This window comes from Amycolatopsis albidoflavus, from assembly GCF_039525725.1.
In the GTDB taxonomy this organism is placed as follows: Bacteria; Actinomycetota; Actinomycetes; order Mycobacteriales; family Pseudonocardiaceae; genus Amycolatopsis; species Amycolatopsis albidoflava.
This window is the reverse complement of the sequence record NZ_BAAAHV010000017.1, coordinates 361,686-388,246: the sequence shown is the minus strand read 5'-3', so window position 1 is coordinate 388,246 and position 26,561 is coordinate 361,686. Positions and strand designations below refer to the sequence as shown.

27 protein-coding genes, 1 tRNA gene and 1 pseudogene are annotated in these 26,561 nt (G+C 69.2%); 16 read left to right on the top strand and 13 right to left on the bottom strand.

Annotated features, from left to right (window positions below):
• Positions 1-92 precede the first annotated feature (92 nt).
• Both ABD156_RS29345 and ABD156_RS29340 read left to right on the top strand, forming a co-directional pair.
• Complete coding sequence (locus ABD156_RS29345) at positions 93-593, top strand: MogA/MoaB family molybdenum cofactor biosynthesis protein (protein ID WP_009083558.1); 501 nt, start codon at positions 93-95, stop codon at positions 591-593.
• Between the two features lie 62 nt (positions 594-655).
• Complete coding sequence (locus tag ABD156_RS29340; RefSeq protein WP_167493483.1) at positions 656-829, top strand: hypothetical protein; 174 nt, start codon at positions 656-658, stop codon at positions 827-829.
• Between the two features lie 5 nt (positions 830-834).
• Here ABD156_RS29340 and mscL read toward each other — a convergent pair whose 3' ends face one another.
• From mscL to ABD156_RS29320, 4 genes are all read right to left on the bottom strand, one after another.
• Positions 835-1,254, bottom strand: a complete 420-nt coding sequence (mscL, locus tag ABD156_RS29335; protein ID WP_344280802.1) for a large-conductance mechanosensitive channel protein MscL — start codon at positions 1,252-1,254, stop codon at positions 835-837.
• A 74-nt stretch (positions 1,255-1,328) separates the two neighbouring features.
• A complete protein-coding gene (locus ABD156_RS29330) occupies positions 1,329-1,988 on the bottom strand; it encodes an SAF domain-containing protein (RefSeq protein ID WP_344280799.1) in 660 nt (219 codons plus the stop codon).
• Between the two features lie 129 nt (positions 1,989-2,117).
• Positions 2,118-2,447: an FmdB family zinc ribbon protein gene (locus tag ABD156_RS29325; RefSeq protein WP_344280796.1), complete on the bottom strand. Its 330-nt coding sequence runs from the start codon at positions 2,445-2,447 to the stop codon at positions 2,118-2,120.
• 583 nt (positions 2,448-3,030) lie between these two features.
• Positions 3,031-3,630: a 5-formyltetrahydrofolate cyclo-ligase gene (locus ABD156_RS29320; protein ID WP_344280793.1), complete on the bottom strand. Its 600-nt coding sequence runs from the start codon at positions 3,628-3,630 to the stop codon at positions 3,031-3,033.
• 24 nt (positions 3,631-3,654) lie between these two features.
• On the opposite strand from ABD156_RS29320, the gene ABD156_RS29315 reads away from it, so the two are divergent.
• The 6 genes from ABD156_RS29315 to ABD156_RS29290 all read left to right on the top strand — a co-directional run bounded on the left by ABD156_RS29315 (position 3,655) and on the right by ABD156_RS29290 (position 8,199).
• Positions 3,655-4,560 carry a UTP--glucose-1-phosphate uridylyltransferase gene (locus ABD156_RS29315; RefSeq protein ID WP_344280791.1) on the top strand — a complete coding sequence of 302 codons (906 nt, stop codon included), beginning with the start codon at positions 3,655-3,657 and terminating at the stop codon, positions 4,558-4,560.
• Positions 4,557-5,918, top strand: coding sequence for a molybdotransferase-like divisome protein Glp (gene glp, locus ABD156_RS29310; RefSeq protein WP_344280788.1), 1,362 nt, complete (start codon positions 4,557-4,559; stop codon positions 5,916-5,918). Before ABD156_RS29315 ends, glp begins: the two co-directional genes overlap by 4 nt.
• Positions 5,919-5,921: 3 nt before the next feature.
• A complete protein-coding gene (locus ABD156_RS29305; protein ID WP_344280785.1) occupies positions 5,922-6,581 on the top strand; it encodes a GNAT family N-acetyltransferase in 660 nt (219 codons plus the stop codon).
• A gap of 161 nt (positions 6,582-6,742) precedes the next feature.
• Positions 6,743-7,558: a divisome protein SepX/GlpR gene (gene sepX / locus ABD156_RS29300; protein WP_344280782.1), complete on the top strand. Its 816-nt coding sequence runs from the start codon at positions 6,743-6,745 to the stop codon at positions 7,556-7,558.
• 72 nt (positions 7,559-7,630) lie between these two features.
• Positions 7,631-7,703, top strand: a tRNA-Ala gene (locus tag ABD156_RS29295).
• A 262-nt stretch (positions 7,704-7,965) separates the two neighbouring features.
• A complete protein-coding gene (locus ABD156_RS29290; RefSeq protein WP_344280780.1) occupies positions 7,966-8,199 on the top strand; it encodes a hypothetical protein in 234 nt (77 codons plus the stop codon).
• 402 nt (positions 8,200-8,601) lie between these two features.
• Here the strand turns inward: ABD156_RS29290 and ABD156_RS29285 are convergent.
• From ABD156_RS29285 to ABD156_RS29270, 4 genes and pseudogenes are all read right to left on the bottom strand, one after another.
• Positions 8,602-9,465, bottom strand: a pseudogene (locus tag ABD156_RS29285) (recombinase family protein); the annotation flags it as partial.
• 100 nt (positions 9,466-9,565) lie between these two features.
• Positions 9,566-9,865, bottom strand: a complete 300-nt coding sequence (locus tag ABD156_RS29280) for a hypothetical protein (protein WP_344280777.1) — start codon at positions 9,863-9,865, stop codon at positions 9,566-9,568.
• An 84-nt stretch (positions 9,866-9,949) separates the two neighbouring features.
• Positions 9,950-10,393, bottom strand: a complete 444-nt coding sequence (locus ABD156_RS29275) for a recombinase family protein (RefSeq protein WP_344280774.1) — start codon at positions 10,391-10,393, stop codon at positions 9,950-9,952.
• 145 nt (positions 10,394-10,538) lie between these two features.
• The gene (locus tag ABD156_RS29270; protein WP_344280771.1) at positions 10,539-10,850 is read right to left on the bottom strand and encodes a hypothetical protein; all 312 of its coding nucleotides are present in this window, start codon (positions 10,848-10,850) and stop codon (positions 10,539-10,541) included.
• Between the two features lie 643 nt (positions 10,851-11,493).
• Here ABD156_RS29270 and ABD156_RS29265 point away from each other — a divergent pair.
• Positions 11,494-11,772 (top strand): helix-turn-helix domain-containing protein, encoded by a 279-nt coding sequence (locus ABD156_RS29265; RefSeq protein WP_344280768.1) that lies wholly within the window; start codon positions 11,494-11,496, stop codon positions 11,770-11,772.
• 29 nt (positions 11,773-11,801) lie between these two features.
• Here ABD156_RS29265 and ABD156_RS29260 read toward each other — a convergent pair whose 3' ends face one another.
• From ABD156_RS29260 to ABD156_RS29240, 5 genes are read right to left on the bottom strand one after another with little or no spacing between them, the layout of a single operon-like run.
• Positions 11,802-12,590 carry a deazapurine DNA modification protein DpdA family protein gene (locus ABD156_RS29260; protein ID WP_344280765.1) on the bottom strand — a complete coding sequence of 263 codons (789 nt, stop codon included), beginning with the start codon at positions 12,588-12,590 and terminating at the stop codon, positions 11,802-11,804.
• On the bottom strand, positions 12,587-13,108 hold the full coding sequence (locus ABD156_RS29255; protein ID WP_344280762.1) for a VUT family protein: 522 nt from the start codon (positions 13,106-13,108) through the stop codon (positions 12,587-12,589). Before ABD156_RS29255 ends, ABD156_RS29260 begins: the two co-directional genes overlap by 4 nt.
• On the bottom strand, positions 13,105-13,899 hold the full coding sequence (locus ABD156_RS29250; RefSeq protein ID WP_344280760.1) for a recombinase family protein: 795 nt from the start codon (positions 13,897-13,899) through the stop codon (positions 13,105-13,107). Before ABD156_RS29250 ends, ABD156_RS29255 begins: the two co-directional genes overlap by 4 nt.
• Positions 13,896-14,846: a DNA methyltransferase gene (locus tag ABD156_RS29245; RefSeq protein ID WP_344280757.1), complete on the bottom strand. Its 951-nt coding sequence runs from the start codon at positions 14,844-14,846 to the stop codon at positions 13,896-13,898. Before ABD156_RS29245 ends, ABD156_RS29250 begins: the two co-directional genes overlap by 4 nt.
• Complete coding sequence (locus tag ABD156_RS29240; RefSeq protein ID WP_344280754.1) at positions 14,839-15,831, bottom strand: hypothetical protein; 993 nt, start codon at positions 15,829-15,831, stop codon at positions 14,839-14,841. The genes ABD156_RS29245 and ABD156_RS29240 overlap by 8 nt, the downstream gene beginning before the upstream one ends.
• A gap of 543 nt (positions 15,832-16,374) precedes the next feature.
• Between ABD156_RS29240 and ABD156_RS29235 the strand changes: the two genes are divergently transcribed.
• The 7 genes from ABD156_RS29235 to ABD156_RS29205 all read left to right on the top strand — a co-directional run bounded on the left by ABD156_RS29235 (position 16,375) and on the right by ABD156_RS29205 (position 26,557).
• Positions 16,375-17,352 carry a serine/threonine-protein kinase gene (locus ABD156_RS29235; RefSeq protein ID WP_344280751.1) on the top strand — a complete coding sequence of 326 codons (978 nt, stop codon included), beginning with the start codon at positions 16,375-16,377 and terminating at the stop codon, positions 17,350-17,352.
• Complete coding sequence (locus tag ABD156_RS47975; protein WP_452039187.1) at positions 17,343-17,852, top strand: pilin; 510 nt, start codon at positions 17,343-17,345, stop codon at positions 17,850-17,852. Before ABD156_RS29235 ends, ABD156_RS47975 begins: the two co-directional genes overlap by 10 nt.
• 3 nt (positions 17,853-17,855) lie before the next feature.
• Positions 17,856-19,931, top strand: coding sequence for a TrbL/VirB6 family protein (locus tag ABD156_RS29225; RefSeq protein WP_344280748.1), 2,076 nt, complete (start codon positions 17,856-17,858; stop codon positions 19,929-19,931).
• Entirely contained in the window at positions 19,928-21,151 is a 1,224-nt protein-coding gene (locus ABD156_RS29220) for a PrgI family protein (RefSeq protein ID WP_344280745.1), read from the top strand. The genes ABD156_RS29225 and ABD156_RS29220 overlap by 4 nt, the downstream gene beginning before the upstream one ends.
• The gene (locus ABD156_RS29215) at positions 21,148-23,058 is read left to right on the top strand and encodes a VirB4 family type IV secretion system protein (protein WP_344280742.1); all 1,911 of its coding nucleotides are present in this window, start codon (positions 21,148-21,150) and stop codon (positions 23,056-23,058) included. Before ABD156_RS29220 ends, ABD156_RS29215 begins: the two co-directional genes overlap by 4 nt.
• A gap of 63 nt (positions 23,059-23,121) precedes the next feature.
• Positions 23,122-23,964: a GP88 family protein gene (locus ABD156_RS29210; RefSeq protein WP_344280739.1), complete on the top strand. Its 843-nt coding sequence runs from the start codon at positions 23,122-23,124 to the stop codon at positions 23,962-23,964.
• A 52-nt stretch (positions 23,965-24,016) separates the two neighbouring features.
• A complete protein-coding gene (locus ABD156_RS29205; protein WP_344280736.1) occupies positions 24,017-26,557 on the top strand; it encodes a helicase HerA domain-containing protein in 2,541 nt (846 codons plus the stop codon).
• Positions 26,558-26,561: the final 4 nt, after the last annotated feature.

Genomic DNA, 26,561 nt, shown 5'->3' with positions numbered 1-26,561 from the left:
GCGCGCGGCCTGCGCGGACCACGTCACCGAATCGTCAGAAATCACCGGGCCCGCGGCGGCGAAGGGGGCCCGGAACCGGATACGGTGTCGGCATGGAACGGAGCGCACAACGGCTGGGCCGGGCACTCGTGGTGATTGTGGACGACCGGGTCGCGCACGGGGAGCACGAGGACACCTCCGGGCCGCTCGTCACCGAGCTGCTCGAGGAGGCCGGGTTCATCGTCGACGGCGTCGTCGTGGTCGAGGCCGAGACCGCGGGCATCCGCAACGCGCTCAACACGGCGGTGATCGGCGGTGCGGACCTGGTGATCACGGTCGGCGGCACCGGAGTGTCGCCGCGCGACCGCACGCCGGACGCCACCGCCGGCGTTCTCGACCGCCCGATCCCGGGCATCGGCGAAGCCCTGCGCGCCTCGGGGCTGGCCGCGGGCGCGGTCGACGCCGGGATCTCCCGCGGCCTGGCCGGCGTTTCGGGCAGCACGCTGGTGGTCAACCTGGCCGGTTCGCGCGCGGCTGTGCGCGACGGCATGGCGACCCTCTCTTCGCTGGTCCCGCACGTGATCGACGAGCTCTCCGGCCTCGAAGAGGTCTGAGCCCGGCCGGCTGTCTCTCTGTCTCTCTGCACTTGTCAAACAACAGGTGGGACGATGGACCCATGCCGCACGAAGAACGACGTCCCCGCGTGACCGAGGCCCAGCGCCGCCGCCGGGTCGACGAGATCTTCGGCGACGTGCTGCCGGAGACCACGTCCGATGAGCGGGGCCGGGGCCCGGAGACCACTCCGGATTCGTGGTATCTCGAGAACCGGCCCCCGCATCACGATCGCTGACTCCCTCAGTTGCTGCTGGAGGAGGAGCCGTTGCCCTGCTGCGCGCGCAGCAGGTCGCGGATTTCGGTGAGCAGTTCGACGTCCGTCGGCTCGGCCGGGCCCTTCTCCTCGCCGCGCTTGCGCCGCTCCTGGACGTGCTTCATCGGCAGCACGATCAGGAAGTAGACGATCGCGGCGACGATCACGAAGTTGATCGCCGCGTTGATCACGCCGCCGAAGTCCATGAACGTCGAGTCGTTGCCGTGCAGGACGTTGAAGCCGAGGCCTTTCGCCGCGTCCGAGCCGCCGAGCGCGTTGATCAACGGCTTGATCAGGCCGTTGGTGAACGCCGTGACGATCGCGGTGAAGGCGGCGCCGATCACGACGGCGACCGCGAGGTCGACGACGTTGCCGCGCATCAGAAAGTCCTTGAAACCTTTCAGCACTGCTGCTCCCAGGGGATTCGGGACAGGCGTCTGGCCGTCGCAAGACAGCCGTCGCCCGTCGGAACAGGGTCGGGTTAGCGGAGAGTAACCGTTACCGGTCGTTCGAGCGAGGAAGCAGCGACCTGCGTGGCAACCTGAGCTGGCAGCGCGAGCAGTACCAGCGGCCCCTTCTGCGGCGGGCCCAGCGTGTGGTTCCCGGCGTCGTCGGAACGCCGGACGGTGACCACCGTGGCCCCTCTGGCCAGCACAGACGCGGAATTTGTGGTATCCGCGCCCGCGACGACGTCGACGCGCTGACCCGGCTGAAGCAGCTCGGCGACGGCCGCGTCCGCGAGCCGGACGGCGACCGTGACCGCGCCGGGTTCACCCGTTACGGGGAGGCTGTTGCCGAGGAGCCGGACGTCGGTGATGGGCTCTCCGGCCCGGGCCGCGCCGGACAGAAGCCGCCCCACCGCGGCGTCGGACGCCGACAGTGCACCGGACGGGCGGAGGTCGTCGGGCAGCGCGACGGTCCGCACGTCGGCGGCGCGCAGGACAGAGCCCGCGGGCAGGTCGCGTGCGGAGACCACCGTCGAGGTGGCGGGTGCGCCCCGCGCGGAAGGCGGGAGAAGCAGGACGAGCAGGCCGGCCAAGAGCAAGGCCGCCGCGAGACACCGGCGGAGCATCCGGGCTCGCCGACCGCGCGGCAGACGCACGTCAGGCAGCGCGGGAAGGCGGCTGAGCAAGATGTTCACGGTTGTCCCCTCGTCGGTTCCGATGCGACGGGATGCCGCACGAATCCGACGTTAAGGACGTCGCGAACCGGCCGAAAGGGCCGATTCGCGAACCTGTGGACAACTGGCCCCTTGTGGATAACTCGGGGGTCAGGAGGGCGTGGAAGCCGTTTTCGTCGTACCCGAGGCGGAGGATGTGTTCGAGGACGAAGAAGACGTCGACGAAGAGGAGGTGGTGGACGACGAGTCGGACTTGGCGCTCTCGGTCTTGGCCGGAGTCGCGGAAGTGCTCGACTTGCTCGAATCACGCGAATCCGTGCGGTAGAACCCGCTGCCCTTGAAGACCACGCCGACCGAGCTGAAGACCTTGCGCAGTGGACCGGAGCACTGCGGGCAGACGGTCAGGCTGGGGTCGGAGAAGGACTGCACCGCCTCGAAGCGGTGGTCGCATTCCTTGCAGGCGTACTGGTACGTGGGCACTGAAGCTCCTTCATGCACTGGCACTCGACCTACAAGAGTGCTAACCCAATTGTGCTGGACGGCATTCCCTCAGCGCAATTACCCCTTGCTCACAGTGCTGCGGCGGAAGGGGCAACGGAGGGTTAGCGCTGGTCAGGGCGTTTTGGGCGGGTGCGGCTCGGTGGCTGGACTGCGGCTGGTCCGGTCGGACGGGCCGTTGCCGGGCCGGTTGGCGGGGCCTGGCGGTGCCTGTGGGCGGCTTGGGTGAGCCGGTTTCGGGCGGCTGCGGGTGTGGGTCCTGGTGCGGATTGTGAGCGAGTGCGTGGTTTGGGTGGTTCGTGTGGTTCGCGGCTGAATGCTGGGGAGGGTGAGCTGGGCGGAGTTGGCGACGTGTCCGGCTGATTGTGCGCAGCGGGCGCGCGGCCAGCTGAGGCCCTCGGCTCCGGAAGGCCCTCGGTTCGGAAGGCGGTTGTCGGCTGTGGCCTCGAACTAGGCGGCGGGCAAGGGCGGCAGTCATTCAGCCTGAGCGGCGGCACCGACGCCTCGCGGGCCGATCGAGTGGTCTTGACCACTTCGTCGCCAGGTGTCCCGCAGAGGCCGTTCGTCACCAGGCCGCGGCGGCGGTCGGCAGCTGGATGAGGCCGGAGGGCGTCAGGACGGCGGTCATGGGCACGTCGTGGGGTTCGGCCGGGAGACGGTCGACGACCTCCTCTGCGCGCACCACAGCCACGCGGGCGGTGTCAGCCGCGGCGGTCAGGGTGCGGTCGTAGTAGCCGGCTCCGCGGCCGAGGCGGGTGCCGCGGCGGTCGACGGCCAGGGCTGGGATCAGCAGCACCTGCGCCGAGGCTGCCGCGCTGGTGCCCAGGCGTGGGCCGGACGGTTCCAGGACGCCGCGGAGGCGTCCGGGGATGAGGGCGTCCGGGCCGGTGTACTCGGCCCAGTCGAGCGGGCCGGGAGTGTCCGGGATGACGGGCAGCAGGACGCGCGCGCCGGTCGCGGCCAGTGCGTTCACCAGGGAGATTTGGCCGGGCTCGGTGCCGAAAGGGAGGTACGCGCACACCGTTTCCGCGTGGATTGACGATGCGGCGGTCGCCAGGGCGGCTGCCTCGCGAGCGTGGGCTTCGGGGGGCAGTTCGGCGCGGGCTCGAAGGATTCGTGTCCGCCACTCCGCCTTGCTCGGGGTCTCATTGCCCGGCTCGTGCATGAGACCAGGTTAGGCTTTGCGCCCATGACGGGCGCCTCAACCACCCAGACCTTCAGAACCGCCATCGTGCCTGCCGCAGGCCTCGGCACGCGATTCCTGCCGACCACGAAAGCGGTGCCCAAAGAGCTGCTGCCGGTGGTCGACACGCCGGGGATCGAGATCGTCGCGGCCGAGGCGGCGAGTGCGGGCGCGAAGCGGCTGGTGATCGTCACCTCGCCGGGCAAGGAAGCCGTCGTCCGGTATTTCGAGGCGAAACCGGACCTGGAGAAGGCGCTCGAGGACAAGGGCAAGACCGAACTGCTGGCGAAGGTCCGCCGCGGGCCGGAGCTGCTGGACGTCGAGGTCGCGATCCAGGAACAGGCGCTCGGGCTCGGGCACGCGGTCGCGCAGGCCGAGCCGAACCTGGCCGACGAGGACACCGCCGTCGCCGTGCTCCTGCCCGACGACCTCGTGTTGCCCGCCGGGGTCCTCGACCGGATGTCGGCCGTCCGCGCTCAGCACGGCGGGAGCGTGCTTTGCGCCTTCGACATCCCGAAGGAGCAGATCTCCCCGTACGGCGTTTTCGACGTCACCGACACCGACGACCCGGACGTCAAGCAGGTCCACGGCATGGTCGAGAAGCCCAAGCCGGAGGACGCGCCGTCGACCTATGCCGCGGCCGGGCGGTACCTGCTCGACCGGGCGATTTTCGACGCGCTGCGCCGGATCGAGCCCGGCGCGGGCGGCGAGCTGCAGCTCACCGACGCCGTCGCGCTCCTGATCCAGGAGGGGCATCCGGTGCACATCGTCGTCCATCGCGGCGGGCGGCACGACCTGGGCAACCCGGGCGGATTCCTGCGCGCCGCTGTCGATTTCGCGCTCGAGGACCCGGATTACGGGCCGTCGCTGCGCACCTGGCTGACCGAACGGATCGGAAACGATCGCCCATGACGGACTCCCTCGATTCCACCCCCGCCACCCCGGCCGAAGAAGTCGCGGCGACCGAGCCGGCGGTTCAGGCCGTCGCCGCAGCGGAAACGGCGGAAATCATTGTCCCGACGGAAGAATCCGCTGAGTCCGGAGACTTCCGCTCGGTCGACGAGCAGATCGCGCTGACCCTCGACGCCGCCGTGCGCCCGCGGCCGGTTCGTGTCGCGATCTCCGAAGCGCAGGGCCTGCTCTGCGCGGAGGAAGTGGTCGCCGAGCACGCGCTGCCCGGGTTCGATCAGGCCGCGGTGGACGGCTACGCGGTCCGGAGCGTCGACGTGCGCGCCGCCGGGCAGGAGCCGGTCCAGTTGCCGGTCGTCGGCGAGATCCCGGCTGGCTCGCGTCAGCCGCGACGGTTGCAGCCGGGGCAGGCGGTGCGGGTCGACACCGGCGCGCCGCTGCCCACGCTCGCGGACGCCGTGGTCCCGACCGCTTACACCGACGGCCACCAGGCCAAGGTCACCGTGAACCGGTCCGTGCCGTCGGCAGGCTACGTGCGCCGGGCCGGCGAGGACGTGCAGATCGGCGACGTCGCGGTGCGCAAGGGCGACACCATCGGCTCCGCGCAGGTCGGGCTGCTGGCCGCGGTCGGCCGCGCGAAGGTGCTGGTCTACCCGCGGCCGCGAGTGTCGATCGTGTCGGTCGGCGACGAGCTGGTGGACATCGACCGCACGCCGTCGGTCGGCCAGGTCTACGACGTCAACTCGTACGCGCTGGCCGCGGCCGCGCGCGACGCCGGTGCCGAGGTGAGCCGGGTCGGCATCGTGCCGGGCGACCCGAAGCGGCTGCGCGAGGTCGTCGAAGGACGGCTGCTGATGTCCGAGATCGTGGTCGTCGCGGGCGGAGCCGGCGGCGCTTCCGGCGACGAGGTGCATGCCGCGCTGTCCGACCTCGGGCACATCGACCTGACCAGGGTCGCGATGCACCCAGGTTCGGTGCAGGGCTTCGGCAGGCTCGGCCCGGACTCGGTGCCGACGTTCCTCATCCCGGGCAACCCGATGAGCGCGCTCGTGGTGTTCGAGGTGCTGGTGCGGCCGCTGATCCGCACCGCGCGCGGCACTCGCAACCCGCACCGCCGGGTGGTCGGGGCGCGGCTGTTGTCGTCGATCACCTCGACGAAGGGCCGTCGCGGTTACCTGCGCGGCCAGCTGCTGCGCGACGAAGCGAACGGCGAGTACCTGGTGCAGCCGCTCGGCACGTCGGGCGCGCATCTGCTCGCGTCGCTGGCCGAGGCCAACTGCCTCATCACCGTCGAAGAGGATCTCACCGAGGTGGCCGCGGGCGACCAGGTCAAGGTCACCTTCCTCGCCCAGCGCGCCTGATCCGTGGCCGCACTCGCCGATTCGGTCGAAAACCGGCACCCGGGCTGGCCCGCCACGCTCGGCCCGCTGCGGATTCCGGCAGGCGTGATCGCCGTGCGCCCGGTGCGGCTGCGCGACGCCGGCGAGTGGAGCCGTGTCCGGCTGCGCGACCGCGAGCACCTCGAGGAGTGGGAGCCGACCGGGATCGGGCCATGGGCCGACCGCAACGCGTTCTGGTCGTGGCCGTCGCAGTGGGCGGCGCTGCGCGGGCTGGCGCGCCGGGGCCAGTGCCTGCCCTTCACGATCACGGTGGACGGAAAGTTCGCCGGGCAGATCACTGTCGGTAATGTGATCCGCGCCGCACTCCGGTCGGCCTGGATCGGGTACTGGGTGTCGTCCGAGATCGTCCGGGGAGGCGTCGCCACCGCGGCCGTCGCGCTCGTGACAGATCACGCTTTCGATGTCGCCGGCCTGCACCGGTTGGAAGCGACCGTGCGGCCGGAGAACAACGCCAGCATCCGCGTGCTGACGAAGGCCGGATATCGGCAGGAGGGGCTGTTCGAGCGGTACCTCGATGTGGCCGGCGCATGGCGTGACCACCTGTGTTTCGCCGTGACGAAAGAGGAGACCGGCGACGGCCTGGTGTCCCGCCTGGTGGCGTCCGGGCGCGCCGACCTGGCCTGACGGTGACTACGCGTCCCAGCATGATCACGCGTTACCACATCCTGTGAGATTCACCTAATGCGGTGATGCATTTTCGTGATCGAACCCGGCGAGTCTGCGCCTCCTGTGTGACTGTTGTGGCTAGCGTGACTACAGCAGAGGATCGGGGGAGGTGACGGGAGATGCCCAGTTCGGTGATCATCGTCGCGCTCGCCGCGGCATGGCTCGTCGTTCTCGTGCCCATGGTGGCTCGCAAACGCCAGCAAGTCGCGCGGACGCCAACCTCCGCGCTGGCCGCCCGGGTAGTGCGAAGGGGCAGTGCTCGCAACGAGGGACAGGAGGACGACGCCGTGTCCGACAATGCGAATCCTTCGGTGGAGGATGATCTCGCCGAACTCGAGGCGGAACTCGACGCTGACCTGGACGAGGAGCCCGAACCCGAGCCGGAGCCGCTCCCGCAGCCCGCGCGCGCGGAACGTGCCGCCGCGCCGCGCCGCGAACGCCGCAGCTACCGGCCCGGCCGAGGCGGCTTCGACCCGGAAGCGGCGGAGATCGCGGCCAAGGCCAAGTACGCATTCCGCCAGCGAGTGGTCGTCATCCTGCTGATCGCCGCCGTCGTCACGGCCGCCATCGCCGGATTCGCGCTCTCGCTCGCCTGGTGGGCGCACGCCGCGGTGGACATCGCCCTCGTCGGCTACCTCGTGTACCTCCGCCGTCAGGTCCGCATCGAGAACGAAATCCGCCAGCGCCGGATGGCCCGCTACTCGACGACGGCTCCTGCTCCTTCTCCTGAGGCGTACGACTCTTTCGAGGAGGAAGAGGAGGACGTCGAGGTCGTCGCCCCCGAGGTGCCGCGCGACATCGTGGAGCGCAAGCCGTCCCCGATGTCCCGCATCCGCCGCCAGGCAGTCGTGGTCGACCTGGACGACGAGGACCCCGCGTTCGAGGAACTCGCCGAGCCGACCGCGGGCCCGTACCGCCGGGCAGTCGGAGAGTGACCCCCGCTGTTCGGTGCTTGGAGGGCGCTGCTAAGCTTTCCAAGCACTGAACGACAGGGGCTCACGCTCCTAGGGGCTGTAGCGCAGTTGGTAGCGCGTCTCGTTCGCATCGAGAAGGTCAGGGGTTCGATTCCCCTCAGCTCCACCCTAGGGTTGTTATTAGAACCCTTGCCCGCGTCAACGCCCTTGAGCAAGAGGGCAACGCCGGAAGTCGAAGGGCCATCCGCTGAGCGGGTGGCCCTTTTGCTGCTCCCACGCGGTGACCGAGCCGTCGCGAGCCTGGGCCCAGGGACGTGTTCGCGCTGAAGGGCGTGAAGCTGTCCGAAGGGGTCGTGGAGGTCCTGGTCAGTGACCTGGTCGTCCTCGATGTAGAGGCCGTGGAAGATCGCTTGGTTGAGTAGGCGCCGTTGCTGGTCGTTGCAGCGTCGGTAGAGCTCTTCGGGGGCTTCCAGGAACTTGAGGGCGGCCTGGATGAGTCGAGCGCTGTCTGTGAGGTCGGCACTGGCGGTGTCGAGCCGCTGGGTGAGGCGACGTCGTTCTGTGCCGATATCGCGGAGTTTGGCTTTGACCTTGGTTTGCGGCAGTGTGCCGTCGGCGGCGAGGTCGATCAAGTTCTCCTCCTTGGTGTCGAGTTCGCGTAGTTGGCTGGAAATCTGTTTGTGCAGCAGACGCGCGGCGGCCTCCTGTTCGTTGATGACGGCGTCGATGTGCGCGCCTACGTCCGCGATGAATTCCGGACGGAATCGGATGTTGGCGTAGTGGCGTTCGATGGCTTCTTCGACTTGGTAGATGTGGACGTGCGGCCCTGGGCAGATTCCGTCGCGTTTGTTGCGGCAGAAGAAGTACAGGTACTCGTAGCCGTGGCGGTTGACCGTGCGTTGGATCGCCAGTCGCTGTGTCTTGCCGGCGCGTCGGCAGTAGCCGCAGTACACCGAGCCCTTGAGGTAGTGGTGGTGAACGCGGCGGCGTTCCTTCGCTGTGAGCCTGGATTCGAGGATTTCCTGGACTTGGTCGAAAAGTTCCTCGTCGTCGATCAGGATCTCGTGTCGGCCGCGGATCTCCTCGCCCTTGTAGTCGACGTAGCCGAGGTAGTAGCGGTCGCGCAGCATCTGCGAGAGCTTGTTGATCGACACCTTTTTCGCCGGATGCCTATTGGTGGCACGGGTGCGGAGTCCGCGGTCGTACAGTTCGTCGGCCAACTCGTCCAAGGAATAGTCGCCCGTGGCGTAGAGCTCGAAGGCGAGCTTGACCATCGGTGCCCGCTCGGGGTCAACGATGATCGTGCGGATTACTCGGCCATCGGAATGGTCGATGTAGTTGAGGTAGCCGAGTTTGGCGCGGCCGAGGGTGCCGCCGCTGCGGGCTTTCTGACCCATCTTGTAGGCGATGTCGGCACCGGATTGGCGGGATTGGTACTCGTTGAAGGTGGCCAGGATGCCGTGCATCAGCTGGCCGACCGGGGTGTCGTCGATGGCCTCGGTGGCCGAGACGAGGGTGACGCCGCGCTTGCGCAGGTCTGCCATGACGACCGCGTCGTCGTAGCGGTTTCGCGCCATGCGCGAGAGTTGGTAGATGATGATGACGTCTACGTCGCCCTGACTGCGTACCCGCGCGAGCATGCGCTGGAACGCCTCGCGCTTGGTCATCTCCGTTCCCGAGCGTCCGGGCTCGACGTACTCGTCGATGACCGTGACGCCCAGTTCCCTCGCCTTGCGCAGACATGACTCACGCTGTGCTGGGATGGAGATGCCCTCGTCGTTGTAGTCAGTCTTGACCTGTCCGGACGAGGACACACGCAGGTAGATCACGGCGCGTGTACCGGGTTCGAGGTCACTGGACGGTCGCTGGACGCAGAGCGCGACGTCTGCCTGCAGTTCGTCGTCCGAATCGACATAGGCGCTGTTCATGACACCTCCTTGGGAACGGCATGGACGGTGGACCCGTGCAGCCGGCTGCTGGATCGCGCGCTGAAGGCGAGCGGTGAATTCGTGGGCGAGTTGGCGCGACTCAACGGCGGCGGAACCACGCGAAGACGCGCCGGAGCACTCGGCGTTCGGCACGGTCCCGGAGTCGAATGTCCGGGTCGACATACGGGTCGATAAGTGAGAATCCCAGTTCCTTGGCCATCTTCAGGCATGCCTCGCGCTGGGCCGCGACGCTGGACTCGGTCTCGACCCGTTCCGGCGAGGACGCACGCCGGCAGATCACCACGCGGTTGGCGGGCTCAGGAGCTTCCGGCCGCCGCATGGCACGGACAGGGCCGCCCTGCTGCAGTCCGTTGTCGGGGTGGGCATCGACGTTGTTCATGACACCTCGCTGTTGGTCGGTCTGGTGTGGACGGTGTGGGTCGACGCAGTTGGTCTGGCAGATCTGCCGGGTTGTTGTTGCGGGCTAACCCGCGAGTGGTGACTCGTCGGCGGATTCCTGCTTGTGACGAAGGCGATCGCGGCGGTCTGCGAGCGCGCCCGCGTACTCGATCTCGGCTACAGCACTCACCACGCGGACGAGGAAGAGGCCAAACGGGGACCCGGTATCGAGGCCGGGATCCGCGGCCGAGACGACCCGCACACCTAGCGACGTCAGCTCGTCGAGCAAGTCGGCGAGGTGTCGAGTTGTGCGGGACAGGTTGTACATGTGCTTGACGACGAGCACGTCGATGTCGCCGGATCGGGCTGCCGCCAATACTCGTTGCAGCCCAGGTCGCTTCAACGTGGCACCTGATCCGTCGTCGCTGCTGCGAAGAGCGATGCGCCAATCAGGCTGGGAGGCGACGTAGGACTGCAGGAAGTCGCTTTCGCCGAGAACGGGCGATCGCTGGTACAGGGCGACACGCATAAAGGGGCGAACTGGCGGGTCTGCGACCGAGGGACGACTGTGGGGGTCGCAACCGGTAGGTGGCATCGTGTTGAACCTTTCTTTTTCGGGCAGTGCGAGCGAGGCCGGTCCGTCGCATTCGTTGAGCGCGCGCCAACGTGCGGCGTCATGCCGCGTCGCGGAGGTGGTCGCGGTGGCCGTCGTCCGGCTCGGCGGGCGGCGGTTGCTCGCGGGAGTCGGCCGCCACCATGTCTGCGGCGAGGCTGGCGATGACCCGCGCGAGCTTGCGCATGTCGGGCGGATCGCGGCGAACGCCGCGTACGACCAAGTTGCGTCCAGTCCTACCCGCGCCACTGCGCCGCCGGGACTGTGTGCTCGACGCGCTGGCGGGGCCTTCCTGCTTCTGGTCGTCGACCGGAGCAGGGACGTCGGCGCGGTCGTCGTTGGGCTGATCGGCGTTGCGAGGTTGCGCGCACATGAGCGCCCCCTTCGTGCCCGTGACGTCCGCGGGTGGCGGAGGTGCACGGGGCTGCTGGTCGGCGACAGGAACCGTCGACACAGCGGGCGTTCCCAGCCGGTGACACCTGCGGTCGCCGGTCCGCGCGAGGCGGGTTTCGCGGTGACGCGGGCACGCACCATGACGTGCGTTGAATGAGCTGGGATCGCCGAAGCTGTCACGGCCAGCGGGCCTCTACTCCCCGCGTACGTGTGTGCGGGGCCGGCGCTCGTGGTCGTGCTGGACTCGTGCTGTTCGGCGGGGTCGTGTGCCTTGCCGAACGGGTGCTCGGTCACCTCGTCAGCGCGAGATGGCCGGTCGACGCGAGTCCAGAAGAACGCTACCGGCGCGGACCGCGAACAGCGGCGCGTCGGCGTGGTGATGAACGTGACGGATGCCGAGGCAGCTCCCCTCTGTCGAACCATGCACAGGTCTGTCATTCAACTAAGGTAACACCTGAGTGAGCCATGTATAGCCTGAATAACTCATGTACTACCTGTTGATTGGTAGGTGCTTGCTGAACACGCCGGGCGTACGGCGGCCAGCGTCTGTCGCGATCGGGGAGACTGAGCGTCGGTTGGACGGCGCGAGGCGCCGCGGAGCGACGAGCGCGGGATGGCAGCGGGTGCAGATCGAGTGGCGGTTGCGGAAGGTGATGGCCTCCCGCAATGTCTGGACTGCGACCGAACTGCGCGAACTCCTCGTCCAGCGCGCTGGATTCGAGCTGTCTCTCCAGTCGGTTGACGTGCTGATGAAAAAGCCGCCGGTTCAGGTCAGGGTGGCGACCTTGCAGGCGCTGTGCACGACGCTGCGGTGCACGCCCAACGAGCTGTTCGGAGTCGACGTGCCCCGCGACGTCTCGCTCGTCGAACCCGACGACGCGGAGTCTCGCGGCGACCAGTAAGCCCGCGTCGGCGGACACGGCGATGGTCTTCATGCGACCCTCGCCAACGGCTCTGAGGACGGTCCGTCCGCGGACAGACCGGCCGAACCCAAGGTGGTCTGGATCTGCCGATACCAGCTCAGCGCGAAGCGCAGGCAGTTCGACTCGGTGCGGTGACTCGGGCCGCAGCCGGGCACATACCGACCCCGCCTACTCCACGACATCGAATCCGAACTGGACAGCGCCTCCGCGTACTGACTGAGGCCGCCGAGCTTGATGCCGAAGCCATGCAGCGAGAAGTTGCGTGAAGCGAACGCTCGCATGATCTCTTCCACAACGGCTTTGTGCTGCCGACGGCACACGGTCCCCACGCCGACGAGCGGCTCGGCTTCGAGGTCGATCCCGGCCCGGTAGTAGAGGTCGGCGCAGCGCTGGTAGTCCGCGATCGTCCAGCCCTGCAGGACCGGTACGAACGGAAGATCGGGCGCGAGTTCGCGGAGACGAACGAGGTTGCGCACGGTGCGCCGTTGATGCTCGCGAACGGTAAGACCGGTGCGCTTGAGGATGCTCGGCTCGCACATCCAGTCCTGGGGCGCGGCCCAGGCGAGATGGCCGATCTCGTCGGAGTAGCGCCGGACGGCCCGGACGTAGTCCTTCTCGTTGATCTGCCAGCGCCCGTGAAGCTGCAACTCGGTGAACCCACCAGAGTCGAGTGCCCATTCCGTGAGGGCGCGGGGCAGGGTCCGGCGGTGGCCGAGCCGCCGGTGCGACACCAGCAGTGGAATGTCCGGCACGCGGGTCAGCCAGATGGGTTGATGGACGCCCAAGTAGAACTTCACGCCGGCACCGCCCGCCGATGAACGCGGGCGCCGGCAAGCAGGGCCACGGCGAGGACGGTGGTGGCTGCTTTCCCTACGAGTTGTCCGGCGAGGTAGGTCAGGGATCCGAAGGCCAGTGGGAGGAACAGCAGGCTGTCGACGACGAGGCCGACCGTGTTCGACAGGCCCACGGCCGCGAGGTGGTTCCGCCGTCGGAGTGGGGTGTAGACGGCGAGGTCGACCAGTTCGGAGACGGTGAAGGCCGCCACGCTGGCAAGAGCGATGCGCGGCTCGGCCACCAACCCGGACAACGCTGCGCCGAGCGCGATCGCCAGCAGCGTTGTCCGGTCGCCGACCGCGTCCTGCAGGAGGTCGCGGACGGTGAACGCGAGCCCGGCGAACAGCGCGCCCGCGGGAGTATGGAGGCCGGCCACGGCGATCGCTGGCCAGAGGGTGGAGGCCCAGTTCGCCCTGGCGATCGTCGCCGCGTACGCGGCGAACAGGACCACGGCGGCGGGGCTCCACCGGCGGGTGGTCATGCTGCGCTCGGCGGGACGTCGGCTCCGGCCGCCGGGCCCGATGAGAGCTCAGCGGGTCCGGGTTGGGCGCGGTGGAAGGTGCGGTCGTCGACCAATCGCTCGTGCACGTTGGGCGCCGAGGTGACCCACTGCTCCATCGGCGCCGGACGGCCGGCGACCGTGCGGGCCCAGACCTGCCGCCCGGTGTACTTGGCGTTGGTGACGATCCGCCGGACCGCCTTCGCGGTCCACGGCCCGTTGGGCGTCGGAGCCGGGTACTGGCCCAGGTCGCTGTTGAGCCGCGCCGCGATGACGGCGAACGTCAGGCTGTGGTCGGCACGCCAGATGAAGATCTGCTTGACGACCGCAGCAGTCCGCCAGTCCGGGACGAGGACCGCCCGCAGTTTGCTGTGTCCGGTCGGTTCGGTGACCCGGATGCGCAGGGCGCGGTAGCCGTAGGGCGGCGGCCCGATCTGGTAGCCGGCGCGGACGATGTCGACCATCGCCGCGCGGGCCCGGCGCGTGGTCTCGGCGTGGTGCGCGGCGAGCGCAGCCCACTGGATGCGGTGACCGCGAGCATCGACTATCTCGCCGTTACTGGCCTGGTCATCCGTGCCGACTTCAGCGTCGACGGCGACCGCATGGGACCGACCCGTCCACAGGTTTGTCCACAGTCGGGACCACCACGGTGGACACGTCTCGGCGACCGGGGTTCCGGTGCAGTGGTGGCGGGCAGCGGCGCGCAGCGCCGCACGCTTGCGTCGGAACTCGGGGTGCCAACCGCACTCGCGGCAGTACAGGCGTGTGGTCATGCCGCTCGCCTCCAGCCGGGGTAGGTGACGCCGTTGACGGCGGGCCGGATGACGTCGTCCTCGGTCGGCCACGGGATGCCGGCTGCCGCGGCGGCGGCGAGTTCGGCGTCGTGGGCGAGCTGGAAGACGAGCACCTCGTGATGGGCGGTGAGCGTGGTCGGCGTCCCGGCGGTACGGGCGCGGGCGGCGGCACGTCGCTCGGTCAGCGAGGTGCGGGAGACCAGTCGGCTCCCGCGCAGACCGGCGGTCAGCGCGATGCACCGCTCGACCGGCGCCAACCCCGCCGCGGTCGCCGCGGCGATCAGCGGAGTGGTCAGGTCGGCCAGCGAACCGTCCGGGTGCCGGAGGGGCCGCGCGACGACGGCGAGGTGTCCGCCGGAGCGGAGCAACGGCTCGCAGTAGAGCAGCGTGGCGGCGAACCCGGCGAGCGCGGAATCGGGGCCGCGGTCCGGACTCGATCCGAGATCGGTCGGGGCGTCGGGACTGGTCCGCAGGGCGGTCAGGACCAGTCCGACTCGCCCGATCAGACCGGCGGCGCGGGCCGTGGCGAGCACCTTCGGTCGGGCGTCGAGTACCGAGCCGTCGCGCCACGAACCCGAAGCCTTGGCGGCGGTGACGTTGGCCCGGGCGAGCGTCCACCACCGGGTGCGGGCGGTCAGTCCGAGCGCGTGCCGGCCGGCGCGCAGCGCCTCGACCAGGACGGTGCCGGCGCCGCAGTCCGGGTCCAGGACGAGGTCGCCGGGACGGGTGTAGGTGGCGATCGCGAAGGCGGCGACGGCCGGCGGGATCCGGTCGGTGTCGGCGTCAGTGCCGGGCACGCAGCCGCTGTCGCGCAGTTGCGTCGAGGGATCGCGCTGCCCGGTCGGCCAGACCGACAACGGCGGCATCGAGGGCTCCTCCCCCGGAGGCAGGGGGAGCGACCAGGGCGACGTGGGACGGTCAGTCATCGGAGGTCTCCTCGCCGTCGGCCGTCCTGGTCGGGACGGACTGGCGGGTGAAGACGAAGAGGTCCTCGTGCACCTGCAGGTGCCGCACGTAGGTCGTCGACCGTCCCGATGTCGTCTGGGAACGGTCATGTGCGGCCGGGGCTGTCGCGGCAAGTGCGCCGTCGCGGACGGGGACGCGCAGCAGTGCGATGCGATCGAGGAAGCGCAGCCCGGCGTGGTGCGCGGCGCGCACGAGAGCCCCTGCCGGGTCGGCGAGCCGACCACCGGATCGGTCACCATGAGTAACGACCGCGAGAGTGCCGGTCGGGGTGAGGAGGTCGGCCCAGTCGGTGGGGTGGAACCAGTCGAGCGTGCGTGGGTCGGCTGCGGTGATGATCAGGTCGTAGCGGTCCGGACCGTGTCCGGTCGGGGTCGAATCGGGTTCGCGATCGCGGTCGGTCGACGGTCCGACTGCGTGCTCGGCGGACGGACCATCCGCGGGGAGTCCGGGTCCGGACTCCGACTGGACTGGCACGCCGACGGTGGGCTCCCCGACCGGGTCGGGGCGCGCGACGGCGGTCTGGGTCTGGATGCCGCGGCCGAGTCGGACCACGGTCCAGCCGGCTTCGAGCAGTCCGGCATACGGGCCGGGCCGGGACTGACTGCGGAGCGCGGTTGCCGACCACGAGCGAGGCGGCGCGAGGTAGGGCGCCGGGTCGAGGAGCAGCACGCGCTCGCCGGGCGAGGTGTAGCCGGTGACGATCCTGATGACCGCGGTCAGCAGCCAGTCGGCGAGCAGGCCGGTGCCCTCGCGCAGGTCCTCCTGCGCGCACGGCCAGACGGTGCTCGGCCGGGCCGGACGGGGGTGGCGCAGCGCGAGGCGCAGGGTGCGCAAGCGCGGCGCTCGCCGCCTCTGCGGCAGCGGAATGGGGACGGTTGGCGGGTCGGTGCGGCGGTGCTCCTGGGACTCGTCTCCAGGGACGTCGCCGCCGTGGGTCGGGGTCATCGCGGGTCTCCTCCGACGGATGGGTGCCGTGTGTTCTGACGCCCCTTAACTCCGCTTTTCGACCCTGTTTTGGACACCTCGAATTGATTTTCTTCACGGCAACCCGAGTCCGCCTGGATTCAACGGAAACAGCCTGGTCGACTCCCGTCATTGCGCGAAGGCCGAGCTGGTCGCGGGATGTCGGAGCAGGCGTGGAGAGCCGCGTTCTGGACGAGCGGCAGGCAATTTTCTCAAGATTTTTCCCGCGCCTGCGTTGTCGATCTTCAGGCGGCCCGCTCCTGCTGTTCGACTGGATACCAGCGCAGTACTAGCGCGTGACTATATTCGCTGCTCAACCCCTACTAGTGCTGATCACGACGACGTGGCCTACCCGCCGCCTTGTTGATCTTGTCGAGTGGGTCACTTGGGTCGAAATAGTAGGTCACTAGTAGCACCTGGAGCGGCTCACTAGTTGGCCGCTAGTAATGGCGTGGTATTTCGCTGGTATCGGCCGTGGCTTCCTGACGTCGTTGTTGTTCGCATCGACGCCGTGGGAGTTACGACATGGCAGCACAATCTGTTTTTCGTCGCGGCGGCGACGACACTGTTCCGAACTCATTGGATATCGCGCGGGACACGTTTACCTGGCTGGTCACCGGGCCGCATCCGGTGTCCCTGAACGGCCGGCTGTTTCCGGGCCTGCCCGACCGGTACATCCCGTTGGACGAGGTCCGTGACCGGCTGTTGGCGCGTCGGTGCCCGCAGGCGACACGGGACGCGGTGTGGGCGCACCTGGTGCTGCGCTCCCGTACTGAAGGAGCGACCTGGACGGTCGCCGCGGTCGGGGTTGCGCTGCCTGCGTTGACCTCGGTCGCGGCGACCTTGACCGACCGATTTGCCGGCGACCCGGCCGACATTCACGCCGAGGTTCTCCGTGGCTTCCTGACTGCGTTGTCGACCATCGATCTGCGTCCGCCGCGGATCATGCTGCGGCTGCGCTGGGAGGCGTACCGGTCCGGTCATCAAGCGCTGGCCGAAGCGCTCGCGGGTCCGACTCCGGTCGCGCCGGGCTTCCGATCCACTCCGCCGCACGCGCCCTGGGGTCACCCGGATCTGGTCCTCGCTCGCGCGGTTGCGGACGGAGTCCTGACCCAGACCGAGGCCGCGCTGATCGGCGCGACCCGGTTGGAGCAGGTGCCCGTTGCGGACTGGGCGGCGCAGCACGAGACCGGCGAGTGGGCGGTCTACAAGACGCGCAAGCGCGCCGAGTTCCGGCTCGCCGCGTACCTGCGCGACGGCGCCGCCGAAGCCGACCCGACCGACCCGCTGACCGACCAGGTCGCCACCGCGATGGCCCTCGCGCACCCGGCCGTGCCCGCCCGCGACTTGCCACGGTCATCACTGTCCGTATCGGTCGCTGAGGTCGAATCAGCGGAGAAACCTCAGGGTCGCGTGTCCAAAACGGACCCAAATTCCGGAGTTCAGGGCTGCGGGACACACCCGCGCTCAGCCCGACCTTCGGAGGTGCCCCAATGCGCCTGATCGACCGATTCTTCCCCGCCGCGACCGGGTCACAGAACGCCCATCGCGACGTACATCCACAGCTGCCGAACGAGACAACTGCGACGAGCACACCGGACGCGCACACCAGCAGCAAGTCGACCAGTGCTCCGATCATTACGCCGGAGGACTGGACACCGGTCCGGCCCACGCGCTGGTCGCACGTGGCGCTGATCGTCCAGTTGGCCGTCCTCGCGCTGCTGGCATCAGCCTCCTCGGCTCACGCCGACACCGTGGTGCTCGCGATCGCCGGTTCGGTGACCGACGTCCTGAACAACGTCCGCAACTGGATCATGGGCATCCTGGCCGGCTTGGCCACGGTGTTCCTGTCCATCGGTGGCGTCCGCTACGTGATGGGCGGCGGCGACCCCGGCGAGGTCGAGAAGGCCAAGACGGCCTTCAAGTCCGCGGGGTGGGGCTACGGCCTGGCAGCACTCGCGCCGCTGGTCGTGGAGATCCTCAAAGGGATCGTGGGGGCCTGACCGATGGCCGTCAGCACCCCGCCCACGGTTCGCCCGTACCGCCGGTCCGGCGGCCCGGTCGCGACCGCTGCCGCCGCCGATCGAGAGCTGCTCTCCCCGGTCGCCGACGCCAGTGCCGACCGGCCGCCGACCCGTCGGCCGCGGCGCTGGCGCGCGGGCTGGCTGCTGGCGCTGAGCATCGTCGTGCTCCTGGTCGGCGTCTTCGCCGTCAGCGCGTGGGCCTCGCCCACCGCGCCACAGCAGCCTCCACCGAATCCGCCGCTGCCGATCCCGACCGTGGACCCGTGCACGCCGGATTCGCCGCTGCCGGTCTGTCACCTGCCTGCGCCGACGACGACCAAGCCGCTGCCCACCGCGCCGTTGCCGCTCCCGACCGGGGTGCCTGCGCCGACCACATGCAGCTTCCCCGGCCAGATCGGCTGCACCTCGTCCACGCCGACCACGACTCCGAGCAAGCCATGCACTGGTGAGGACTGCATCCCGCAGCCGAGCACACCACCCCCGAGCACCGGCCCGCAGCAACCCGGAAACGGCAACGGCGACAGCGACTCGGAATGCGGCATTACCGATATCGGCGCCTGCATCACTGAGGCCATCAACTCGGCATTCCGCGGCATCGTCGACGCGGCGCTCTCCCCGATCCTCGAACTGATCGGGCACACCGCGTTGTCCACCCCGGCGATCAGCGACCTGCCCGGGATCGGCGAGCTTTGGAACAACTCCTGGGAGCTCGTCCTCGCCCTCTACGGGTTCTTCATCCTCGGCGGCGGCATCCTGCTGATGGGCCACGAGAGCGTCCAGGCGCGTTACTCGATCAAGGAGATCGGGCCGCGGATTCCGATCGCGTTCCTGGCCTCGGCGCTGTCGCTGTTCTTCGCCGACAAGCTCATCAAGCTCGCCAACGCGCTGACCCTGGGCGTGCTCGGCGACGGGGTGAACGCGCCCTCGCTCGGCAGCACGCTTCAGGAAGCCGTCCAGGGCATCCAGACCGGCGGGCTGTTCATCATCCTGGTCGGCCTGGTCCTCGTCGTGGTGGGTCTGGCCCTGCTGGTCGTCTACGTGGTCCGGATCGTCATCACCCTGGTCCTGCTCATCAGTGGACCGCTGTTCCTCATGTGTCACGCGTTGCCGCACACGGACCCGTTGGCGCGCTGGTGGTGGAAGGCGATCACCGCGACGCTTGGCATTCAGGTCGCGCAGGCGCTAGTGCTGATCACAGCCGTGCGCACGTTCTTGTCCGGCGGCGTGCACCTGTTTGGCTCGACGCTCTCCGCACTCGGCACCCTCGTCGCCGCGATCGCGCTGTTCTTCATCCTGTTCAAGATCCCGTTCTGGTTGCTGAAGGCGGTCAAGGTCGGCCAGGGCCGCTCGTTCCTCGGGGGCTTGGCTCGCGCCTACATCGCGGCGAAGACCTTCGGCATGGTCGCCGGCAAGGCTGGCGCGTTCGGCAAGGCCGGCGCCGCCGGAGCTGCGAAGAGCGGCGGCCGTGGTGGCGGAGGCGGCGCGGCGGCCGATCCGCCGTGGCCCGCTCAGCCACGTCTCGCGCCTACTCCGGCCATGGTCAACAAGCGGCTTCAGGCGGCCCACGACGCCGACCGCGCCCGTGCGGCCCGACACTCGCGGCTGCCGTCGCAGGCGCCGCAGTTCCTGCAGCCCTCACCGCAAGACACCACCCACGACCCCGCCGTCACCCCGGCGAACCAGGGACGAACCATGCCTCCCGAATTCAGCTCCGCACCCACGCCCGCCACACCGATGTCTCCTCCGAAGCGAGGATCGCGGCCCGGCTCGGCGCCACAGTTCCAGGCCGCCGGTGGCCCCCGGCGACGCGGCAGCGCACCGCCGCCGGCCCGCCCGATCCGTGTCGCGTCGGTGCCGCCACAGCTGCGGTTCCAGTCGGCCACTCCGTCCGCGCCGCAACCGGCACCGCCGGCTAAGCCGGCGTCCCCGCCCGGTGCTCCGGCGTTCCGCCAAGCGCAGCCCGAGCCCCGCTTCGGCGACGCCTACCGGCGCACCCAGTCCGTCCCGCCGCCGGTGTTCCGCGCGCCGAAACCCGCACCAGGAGGTGAAGGGAAATGAGTCAGCCAGTCCGTATTCCTGCTGACGTCGATCGCGAGGACCGCGTGATCGGTCCGCTGACCGCGCGGCAGCTGCTCATCCTCGCCGTCACCGGGATCGTGCTGTACGGCGCGTACACGATCACCCGCGCGTTCGTCCCGCTGCCGGTGTTCCTCATCGTCGCCATCCCGATCGGGGCGATCGCCGCGTTCCTCGCGCTCGGCCAGCGCGACGGCGTCACCCTCGATCGACTGGTCCTGGCGGCGTTGCGACAGCGGATGAGTCCCCAGCACCGGGTGGCCGCGCCGGAAGGTATCCGCCCTGCCCCGGAGTGGCTCAACCACCAAGTCAATGCCGCCGGTAAGAGCGGAGCCAAGCAGAAGGAGAACGCGGCGGGCGCAGCTTCGGCAGTGTCGCCGGCCGCGTTGCGACTGCCCGCCGAGGCGGTTACCGAGACTGGCGTCATCGACCTCGGCAAGGACGGCGTCGCCGTGGTGGCGGTGTGCTCCACGATCAACTTCGGCTTGCGCACGCCAGCCGAGCAGGAGTCGCTGGTCGCGTCGTTCGGCCGGTACCTGCATTCCCTGACCGCCCCCGTGCAGGTGCTCATCCGCGCCGAACGGCTGGACCTGTCCGGGCAGATAGCCGAGCTCCGCGAACAGGCCGGCGGACTGCCGCACCCGGCGTTGGAACGAGCGGCGCGCGAGCACGCCGAGTACCTCGAACAACTCGGGCGCGCCACCGACCTGTTGCGCCGGCAGGTCCTGCTCATCCTGCGCGAGCCGCTGCTCACCACAGGCCCGACCGACGGGCTCGGCGGCGCCTCGCCGCTGGCCGCGCTGTCAGCCAAACGTAAAGCCGCCAAGCAGGCCGGCCAGATCGACGATGCCATCCGGCGGGCCGCCGAAGCCCGGCTCGTGCGCCGGCTCGGGGAAGCGGTCGAGCTGCTCTCCCCATCGGGGATCACCGTCACGCCGCTGGACTCCGGGCAGGCCACTGCGGTGCTCGCCGCAGCGTGCAATCCCGACAGCCTGATCCCGCCGAACTCCGGTCTCGCCGGCTCGGACGAGGTCATCACCACCGCCCCGGACGAGGGCTGGGACGACGCCGCGTTCGGCCGCTCCGTGTTCACCGCCCACGACGACTTCGCCGACGGCGACGACGCCTGGGACGACGGCTTCGACGACACCGCCGACGAGCCCGACGACTACGACAACACCGCAGGGAGGTACCGCTCATGAAGACCAAGGACAAGCGTCGCCGCCGGAACGCCCCGGCCGCGCAGCCACCGCTGGGGCGGGCCGGCGCGTTCACCCCGGACGCCATCTCCGTCCGTCCCCGCGCACTGGAAGTCGGCGGCGAGTGGGTGGCCAGCTTTGCCGTCACCGGTTACCCGCGCGAAGTGCACAACGGGTGGCTGCAGCCGCTGCTGACCTACCCCGGACGGGTCGACGTGTCACTGCACATCGAACCGATCGACCCGGTCACGGCGGCGAACCGGCTCAAGAAGCAGCTTTCGAAACTGGAGTCGGGGCGCCGGCACACCAGCGAGAAAGGCCGGCTGCTCGACCCCCAAGTCGAAGCGGCCACCGAGGACGCCTATGACCTGTCCGCACGGGTCGCTCGCGGCGAGGGCAAGTTGTACCGGATGGGCCTGTACCTCACGGTGCACGCCCCGAGCGAAGAAGCCCTCGGCGACGAGGTCGCCGCGATCCGGTCGCTGGCCGCGTCGCTGCTGCTGGACTGCAAACCCACCACCTACCGCAGCCTGCAAGGCTGGATCACCAGCCTGCCCATGGGCCTCGATCTCGTGGGCATGAGGCGTACGTTCGACACCTCGGCGTTGTCCGCGGCGTTCCCGTTCACCTCGCCAGACCTGCCGCCGCCGGACCCGACCTCGGTCGGCGCGCCGAGCGGCGTGCTCTACGGCTTCAACGTCGGAAGCCAAGGTCTCGTGCACCACGACAGGTTCGCCTTGGACAACCACAACAGCGTGATCCTCGGCCGCTCCGGCGCCGGCAAGTCGTACTTGGTGAAGCTGGAGTTGCTGCGCTCGCTGTACCGCGGGATCGAGATCCACGTCATCGACCCCGAGGACGAGTACGCCCGGCTGGCCGCCGCGGTCGGCGGCACGTACGTCCACCTCGGCGCCGAGCAAGTACGCCTGAATCCGATGGATCTGCCGATCCACACCCGCCCAGACGGGCGCCGCACCGCGCCCCGCGACGCGCTCATCCGCCGGTCGCTGTTTCTGCACACCGTCATCTCAGTACTACTCGGTGCGGAGTTGGCGGCAACCGAACGCGCAGCACTGGACCGGGCGATCACCGCGACCTACCAACGCGCCGGCATCACGTCCGATCCGCGGACCTGGACCCGCCCGGCGCCGCTGCTGGCCGACCTCGCCGAGGTCCTCGCCGACACCGGTGACCCCGCCGGGGTCGAGCTCGCGGCGCGGCTGCACCCGTACGTCACCGGGGCGTTCTCGGGGCTGTTCTCCGGTCCGACGTCGACACGCCCGGAGGGGCACCTGGTGGTGTTCTCGCTGCGCGACCTGCCCGACGAGCTCAAGCCGATCGGCACGCTGCTGACGCTCGACGCGGTCTGGCGCCAGGTGTCCAACCCGGCCATCCGCAAACCGCGGCTGGTCGTGGTCGACGAAGCCTGGTTGTTGATGAAGGAACCCGCGGGTGCCGAGTTCTTGTTCCGGATGGCGAAGGCGAGCCGGAAGCAGTGGGCAGGGTTGACCGTCGCGACCCAGGACACCGCGGACGTCTTGGGCTCGGATCTCGGCAAGGCGGTCGTCGCGAACGCAGCGACGCAGATCCTGTTGCGGCAAGCCTCGCAGGCGATCGACGAGATCTGCCGCACCTTCGATCTCTCCATGGGCGAGCGGCAGTTCCTGCTCTCCGCTGATCGGGGCCAGGGGCTCTTGTCGACCGGGACGCAGAGAGTTGCGTTCCAGTCTATTGCTTCGCCGGTCGAGCATCAGCTAGTCACGTCTAACCCCGCGGAAATCGCGGGGTATTCCGACACCTCATCGGGAATCGAGGAGTCCTTCGTCGAACTTGGCGCAGCCGACGATTCAGGAATCGCGGACGCGTTCGACGACGGTGACGCATCGCAGATCGAACTCGACGCAGCTTAGCCACTCCAGCGCCGCATCGCTCACCAAATCCAATCTTACCGACTCACCACTCAGGGGATACCCATGTCCGCATCACAGCCCATATCCGGCGACGTTCGCCGCCCTGCCCGATTGCTCACACAGAACAGTGAGATGCGCCAGATCGGCGTGTGGAACTGGTCCCTGCCTGCGTGGGCCGGCCGCCTGGATGACGGCCGCACCTTCAACACCTGTCCCAGCGCCGGAATCTGCGCACAGGCGTGCTACGCCCGCCACGGCACCTACACGTGGCCAGTCGTGCGCGCCAAGCACCAAGCCAACCTGATGTTCGTCCTCGACGACCTGCCCGGCTGGGAAACCGCCATGGTCGCCGAGTTGGGCGCCCCCAAATTTCACGGCGCCTGGATCAGGATTCACGACGCGGGCGACTTCTTCAGTGACGCCTATTTGCTGGCATGGCTGCGCATCTGTCGCGCCCGCCCCGACGTGAATTTCTATGCGTACACGAAGGAAGTCGACAGGTTCCGTCGACTCACCGAACCGAACCCACCCGCGAATTTCCTGTGGGTCTATTCCTACGGTGGAACGCAGGATGCCGCCCTGGATCCCGCTACAGACCGGGTGGCCGACGTGTTTCCCGACGACGCGGCGATCGCCGCCGCCGGGTGGGCCTCGCAGGAAGCCAGCGACCTGCTCGCGGTGCTCGGCCCGCGGCTGGTGGGGGTGCCGGCCAATCGGATCCCCGCCTACCTCAAGCGGCTGGCGGGCCGCCGGTTCTCCGAATGGCAAGCCGAGGTCGACGCCGAACGCACCGCCCGCCAGCGCCGCCGGCATTTCCGCCTGGTCGTCGACAACACCCGTCCCGCAGCCGAGCCCAGCGAACCCGGTCGCACTTCACAGCAGGCCGACCGGCCGTGGGCTGCCTGACACGGCTCAGCTCATTCCCTGTTCCGTCGCCGCCCTCGTGGGGAGGTCTTCGATGTCCTGGTCTCTCATCGCCGAACCCGTTTCCTCTATCTCCCAACCGCGTACCGATCCGGCGGTCGGTGTGCTCGCGTCGCCGGTCGGCGACTACCTGCGCGACCCACTCGGCGCGTTTGAGAACGTGCTGGCCCACCTGCGCGACCTCGCGCTGAACTGGGGCCCGATCGCAGGGCCGATCCTCGCGGTCGCCATCACTACCGCCGTTGTCGCGCGTCGGCGGTGGCGTCGGCGCTACCACGACAAGCTGGTCACCGACGCCCGGCTGGTCACCGTGCTGGCGCCGCCGACGGTCGACCCGTCCGGCGCGATCACGGTGTGGTCCAACTTGGTCGGCTTGCTCCGACCAGGCTGGCGGCGCCGGTTCAGCGGGCAGCCGCACCTCGGTTTTGAGTTGACGTTCACCGACGACGGCGTGCAGATCCGGCTATGGGTGCCGGGTCTCGTGCCGCCTGGCATGGTCGAGCGCGCGATCGAAGCGGCCTGGCCTGGTGCCCACACTCGCACTACCCCGGCCAAGCCGCCGATCCCGCTCACTGCTGCGGCCGGTCGACAGGTCGAAGCGGTCGGCGGTGAGCTGCGGCTGGCGCGCTCGGAGGCCCTGCCGATCCGCACTGATCACCCTGCTGACCCGATCCGAGCGCTGCTCGGCGCGCCGGTCGGACTCGGCCCGCACGAACGCGCGTGCGTCCAGCTCCTCGCCCGCCCGGTCGCCGGCCACCGGGTGACCAAGGCCCGCAGGGCAGCCCGCCGGGTGCACGCGGGCGGCTCGGTCAACCTGGTCGGCCGGATGCTCGACGCCATCACGCCCGGCAAGACCGCCAAGACGTCGACCAGCACGCGGACTCCGCAGTTGGATCGGCAAACCAGCCTGGAATACGCCGCCCAGGACCGGGTGGTCGTGGAGAAGCTGCGCGCCAACCAGTTCGAGACCCGCATCCGCTATGCCGTCGCCACCACCGTCCCCGAGGACGCGACGCCCGGCGAGATCCAGGCCGTGCGGGAGGTGCTGCGGGGCCGCGGGCATGCGATCGCCTCGGCGTTCGCCGCGTACTCCGAGCACAACTACTACCGCCGGGTCCGGCTGCGTCAGCCGACCACTGTGTTGGCAGAACGCTGGCTCGGCAAGGGTGACCTGCTGTCGATCCCCGAGTTGGCCGCGATCGCACACCTGCCGATCGACGACGCCACTCCCGGCCTGCAACGGGCCGGGGCGCGAGCGGTACCGCCGCCGCCCGGCATCGCCACAACCGGCGACCTGATCAAGCCCCTTGGATTGTCGGACTCCGGGCACTCCCGCCCGGTCGGCCTGCACGTCGCCGACGCTCGCCATCACCTGCACATCCTCGGAGCCACCGGCTCCGGCAAGTCCGAATTGATGGCCCGAATGATCCTCGACGACGCCGAGGCCGGCCGCGGCGTGGTGGTCGTCGATCCGAAGGGTGATCTCGTCTCGGACATCCTGATGCGACTGCCCGAGGAGCTCGGCGAGAAGGTCGTGCTCTTCGACGCCGACAGCAGGTCCCGCCCGCCCGTGCTAAATCCCTTGGAGGGAGAGGACAAGAATCGCGCGGTCGACAACCTCGTGAGCATCTTCTCTCGGATCTACGCCTCCTCGTGGGGGCCGCGCACCGACGACATCCTGCGCGCCGGGCTGCTCACCCTCACCGCGATGCCCGGCACACCAACCCTGATTGACCTGCCGAAGCTGCTGACCGTGCCAGCGTTCCGAGCTCGGGCCTGCGACCAGATCGACGATGACGTGCTCAAGGGCTTCTGGTCCTGGTACGACGACCTGTCCGAAGCCTCACGCGCACAAGTGATCGCACCGCTGATGAACAAGGTCCGCGGCTTCTTGTTGCGCCCGTTCGTCCGCGCCGCCATCGCGGGCGGCGCGTCCACAGTGGACATGGACGAGGTGCTCAACACCGGCGGTATCTGCCTGGTCCGGATCGCTCGGGACGCCCTGGGCATGGAAACCGCGCGACTGGTCGGGTCGATTGTGGTGGCCCGCACCTGGCAAGCCGCCACCCGCCGGGCGCGCGTCCCGCAACGGCAACGCCGCGATTGCGGCCTATACGTCGACGAGTGTCACAACTTCTTGAACCTCGCGTATCCGTTGGAGGACATGCTCGCCGAGGCCCGCGGCTACCGGCTCTCCATGGCGTTGGCACACCAGTATCTCGGGCAGCTGCCGAAGGAACTCGAAGAAGGCATCAGCACCAACGCCCGTTCGAAGATCTTCTTCAACGCGTCACCCGAAGACGCGAAACGCCTCGCGCGCCACACCATGCCGCGGCTTTCTGATCACGACCTGTCCAACCTCGGCGTCTACCACGTCGCCGCCCGCCTGGTCCTGGGCGGCGAGGAAGCCCCACCGTTCACCGCGATCACCGAGAAACTCCGGCCCGCGATTCCCGGACGCGCCAAGGCAATCCGCAAGGCAGCAAAGATCAACACACGTCCGCCGGTCGCCGATGCGGACACCGCCACGACCCGGTCCGGACAGGCGACCGTAGACCCACGCCGAGCGGCCTAGCTCC

What these genes read in the sequence shown, in the direction of transcription:
- ABD156_RS29345 (WP_009083558.1), top strand. Translation starts at nt 93, where the DNA reads ATGGAACGGAGCGCACAACGGCTGGGCCGGGCACTCGTGGTGATTGTG.
- ABD156_RS29340 (WP_167493483.1), top strand. Translation starts at nt 656, where the DNA reads ATGCCGCACGAAGAACGACGTCCCCGCGTGACCGAGGCCCAGCGCCGC.
- ABD156_RS29320 (WP_344280793.1), bottom strand. Translation starts at nt 3,630, where the DNA reads ATGCACGAGCCGGGCAATGAGACCCCGAGCAAGGCGGAGTGGCGGACA.
- ABD156_RS29315 (WP_344280791.1), top strand. Translation starts at nt 3,655, where the DNA reads ATGACGGGCGCCTCAACCACCCAGACCTTCAGAACCGCCATCGTGCCT.
- glp (WP_344280788.1), top strand. Translation starts at nt 4,557, where the DNA reads ATGACGGACTCCCTCGATTCCACCCCCGCCACCCCGGCCGAAGAAGTC.
- sepX (WP_344280782.1), top strand. Translation starts at nt 6,743, where the DNA reads ATGCCCAGTTCGGTGATCATCGTCGCGCTCGCCGCGGCATGGCTCGTC.
- ABD156_RS29280 (WP_344280777.1), bottom strand. Translation starts at nt 9,865, where the DNA reads ATGAACAACGTCGATGCCCACCCCGACAACGGACTGCAGCAGGGCGGC.
- ABD156_RS29275 (WP_344280774.1), bottom strand. Translation starts at nt 10,393, where the DNA reads ATGCGTGTCGCCCTGTACCAGCGATCGCCCGTTCTCGGCGAAAGCGAC.
- ABD156_RS29270 (WP_344280771.1), bottom strand. Translation starts at nt 10,850, where the DNA reads ATGTGCGCGCAACCTCGCAACGCCGATCAGCCCAACGACGACCGCGCC.
- ABD156_RS29255 (WP_344280762.1), bottom strand. Translation starts at nt 13,108, where the DNA reads ATGACCACCCGCCGGTGGAGCCCCGCCGCCGTGGTCCTGTTCGCCGCG.
- ABD156_RS29250 (WP_344280760.1), bottom strand. Translation starts at nt 13,899, where the DNA reads ATGACCACACGCCTGTACTGCCGCGAGTGCGGTTGGCACCCCGAGTTC.
- ABD156_RS29245 (WP_344280757.1), bottom strand. Translation starts at nt 14,846, where the DNA reads ATGACTGACCGTCCCACGTCGCCCTGGTCGCTCCCCCTGCCTCCGGGG.
- ABD156_RS29240 (WP_344280754.1), bottom strand. Translation starts at nt 15,831, where the DNA reads ATGACCCCGACCCACGGCGGCGACGTCCCTGGAGACGAGTCCCAGGAG.
- ABD156_RS29235 (WP_344280751.1), top strand. Translation starts at nt 16,375, where the DNA reads ATGGCAGCACAATCTGTTTTTCGTCGCGGCGGCGACGACACTGTTCCG.
- ABD156_RS47975 (WP_452039187.1), top strand. Translation starts at nt 17,343, where the DNA reads ATGCGCCTGATCGACCGATTCTTCCCCGCCGCGACCGGGTCACAGAAC.
- ABD156_RS29225 (WP_344280748.1), top strand. Translation starts at nt 17,856, where the DNA reads ATGGCCGTCAGCACCCCGCCCACGGTTCGCCCGTACCGCCGGTCCGGC.
- ABD156_RS29220 (WP_344280745.1), top strand. Translation starts at nt 19,928, where the DNA reads ATGAGTCAGCCAGTCCGTATTCCTGCTGACGTCGATCGCGAGGACCGC.
- ABD156_RS29215 (WP_344280742.1), top strand. Translation starts at nt 21,148, where the DNA reads ATGAAGACCAAGGACAAGCGTCGCCGCCGGAACGCCCCGGCCGCGCAG.
- ABD156_RS29210 (WP_344280739.1), top strand. Translation starts at nt 23,122, where the DNA reads ATGTCCGCATCACAGCCCATATCCGGCGACGTTCGCCGCCCTGCCCGA.
- ABD156_RS29205 (WP_344280736.1), top strand. Translation starts at nt 24,017, where the DNA reads ATGTCCTGGTCTCTCATCGCCGAACCCGTTTCCTCTATCTCCCAACCG.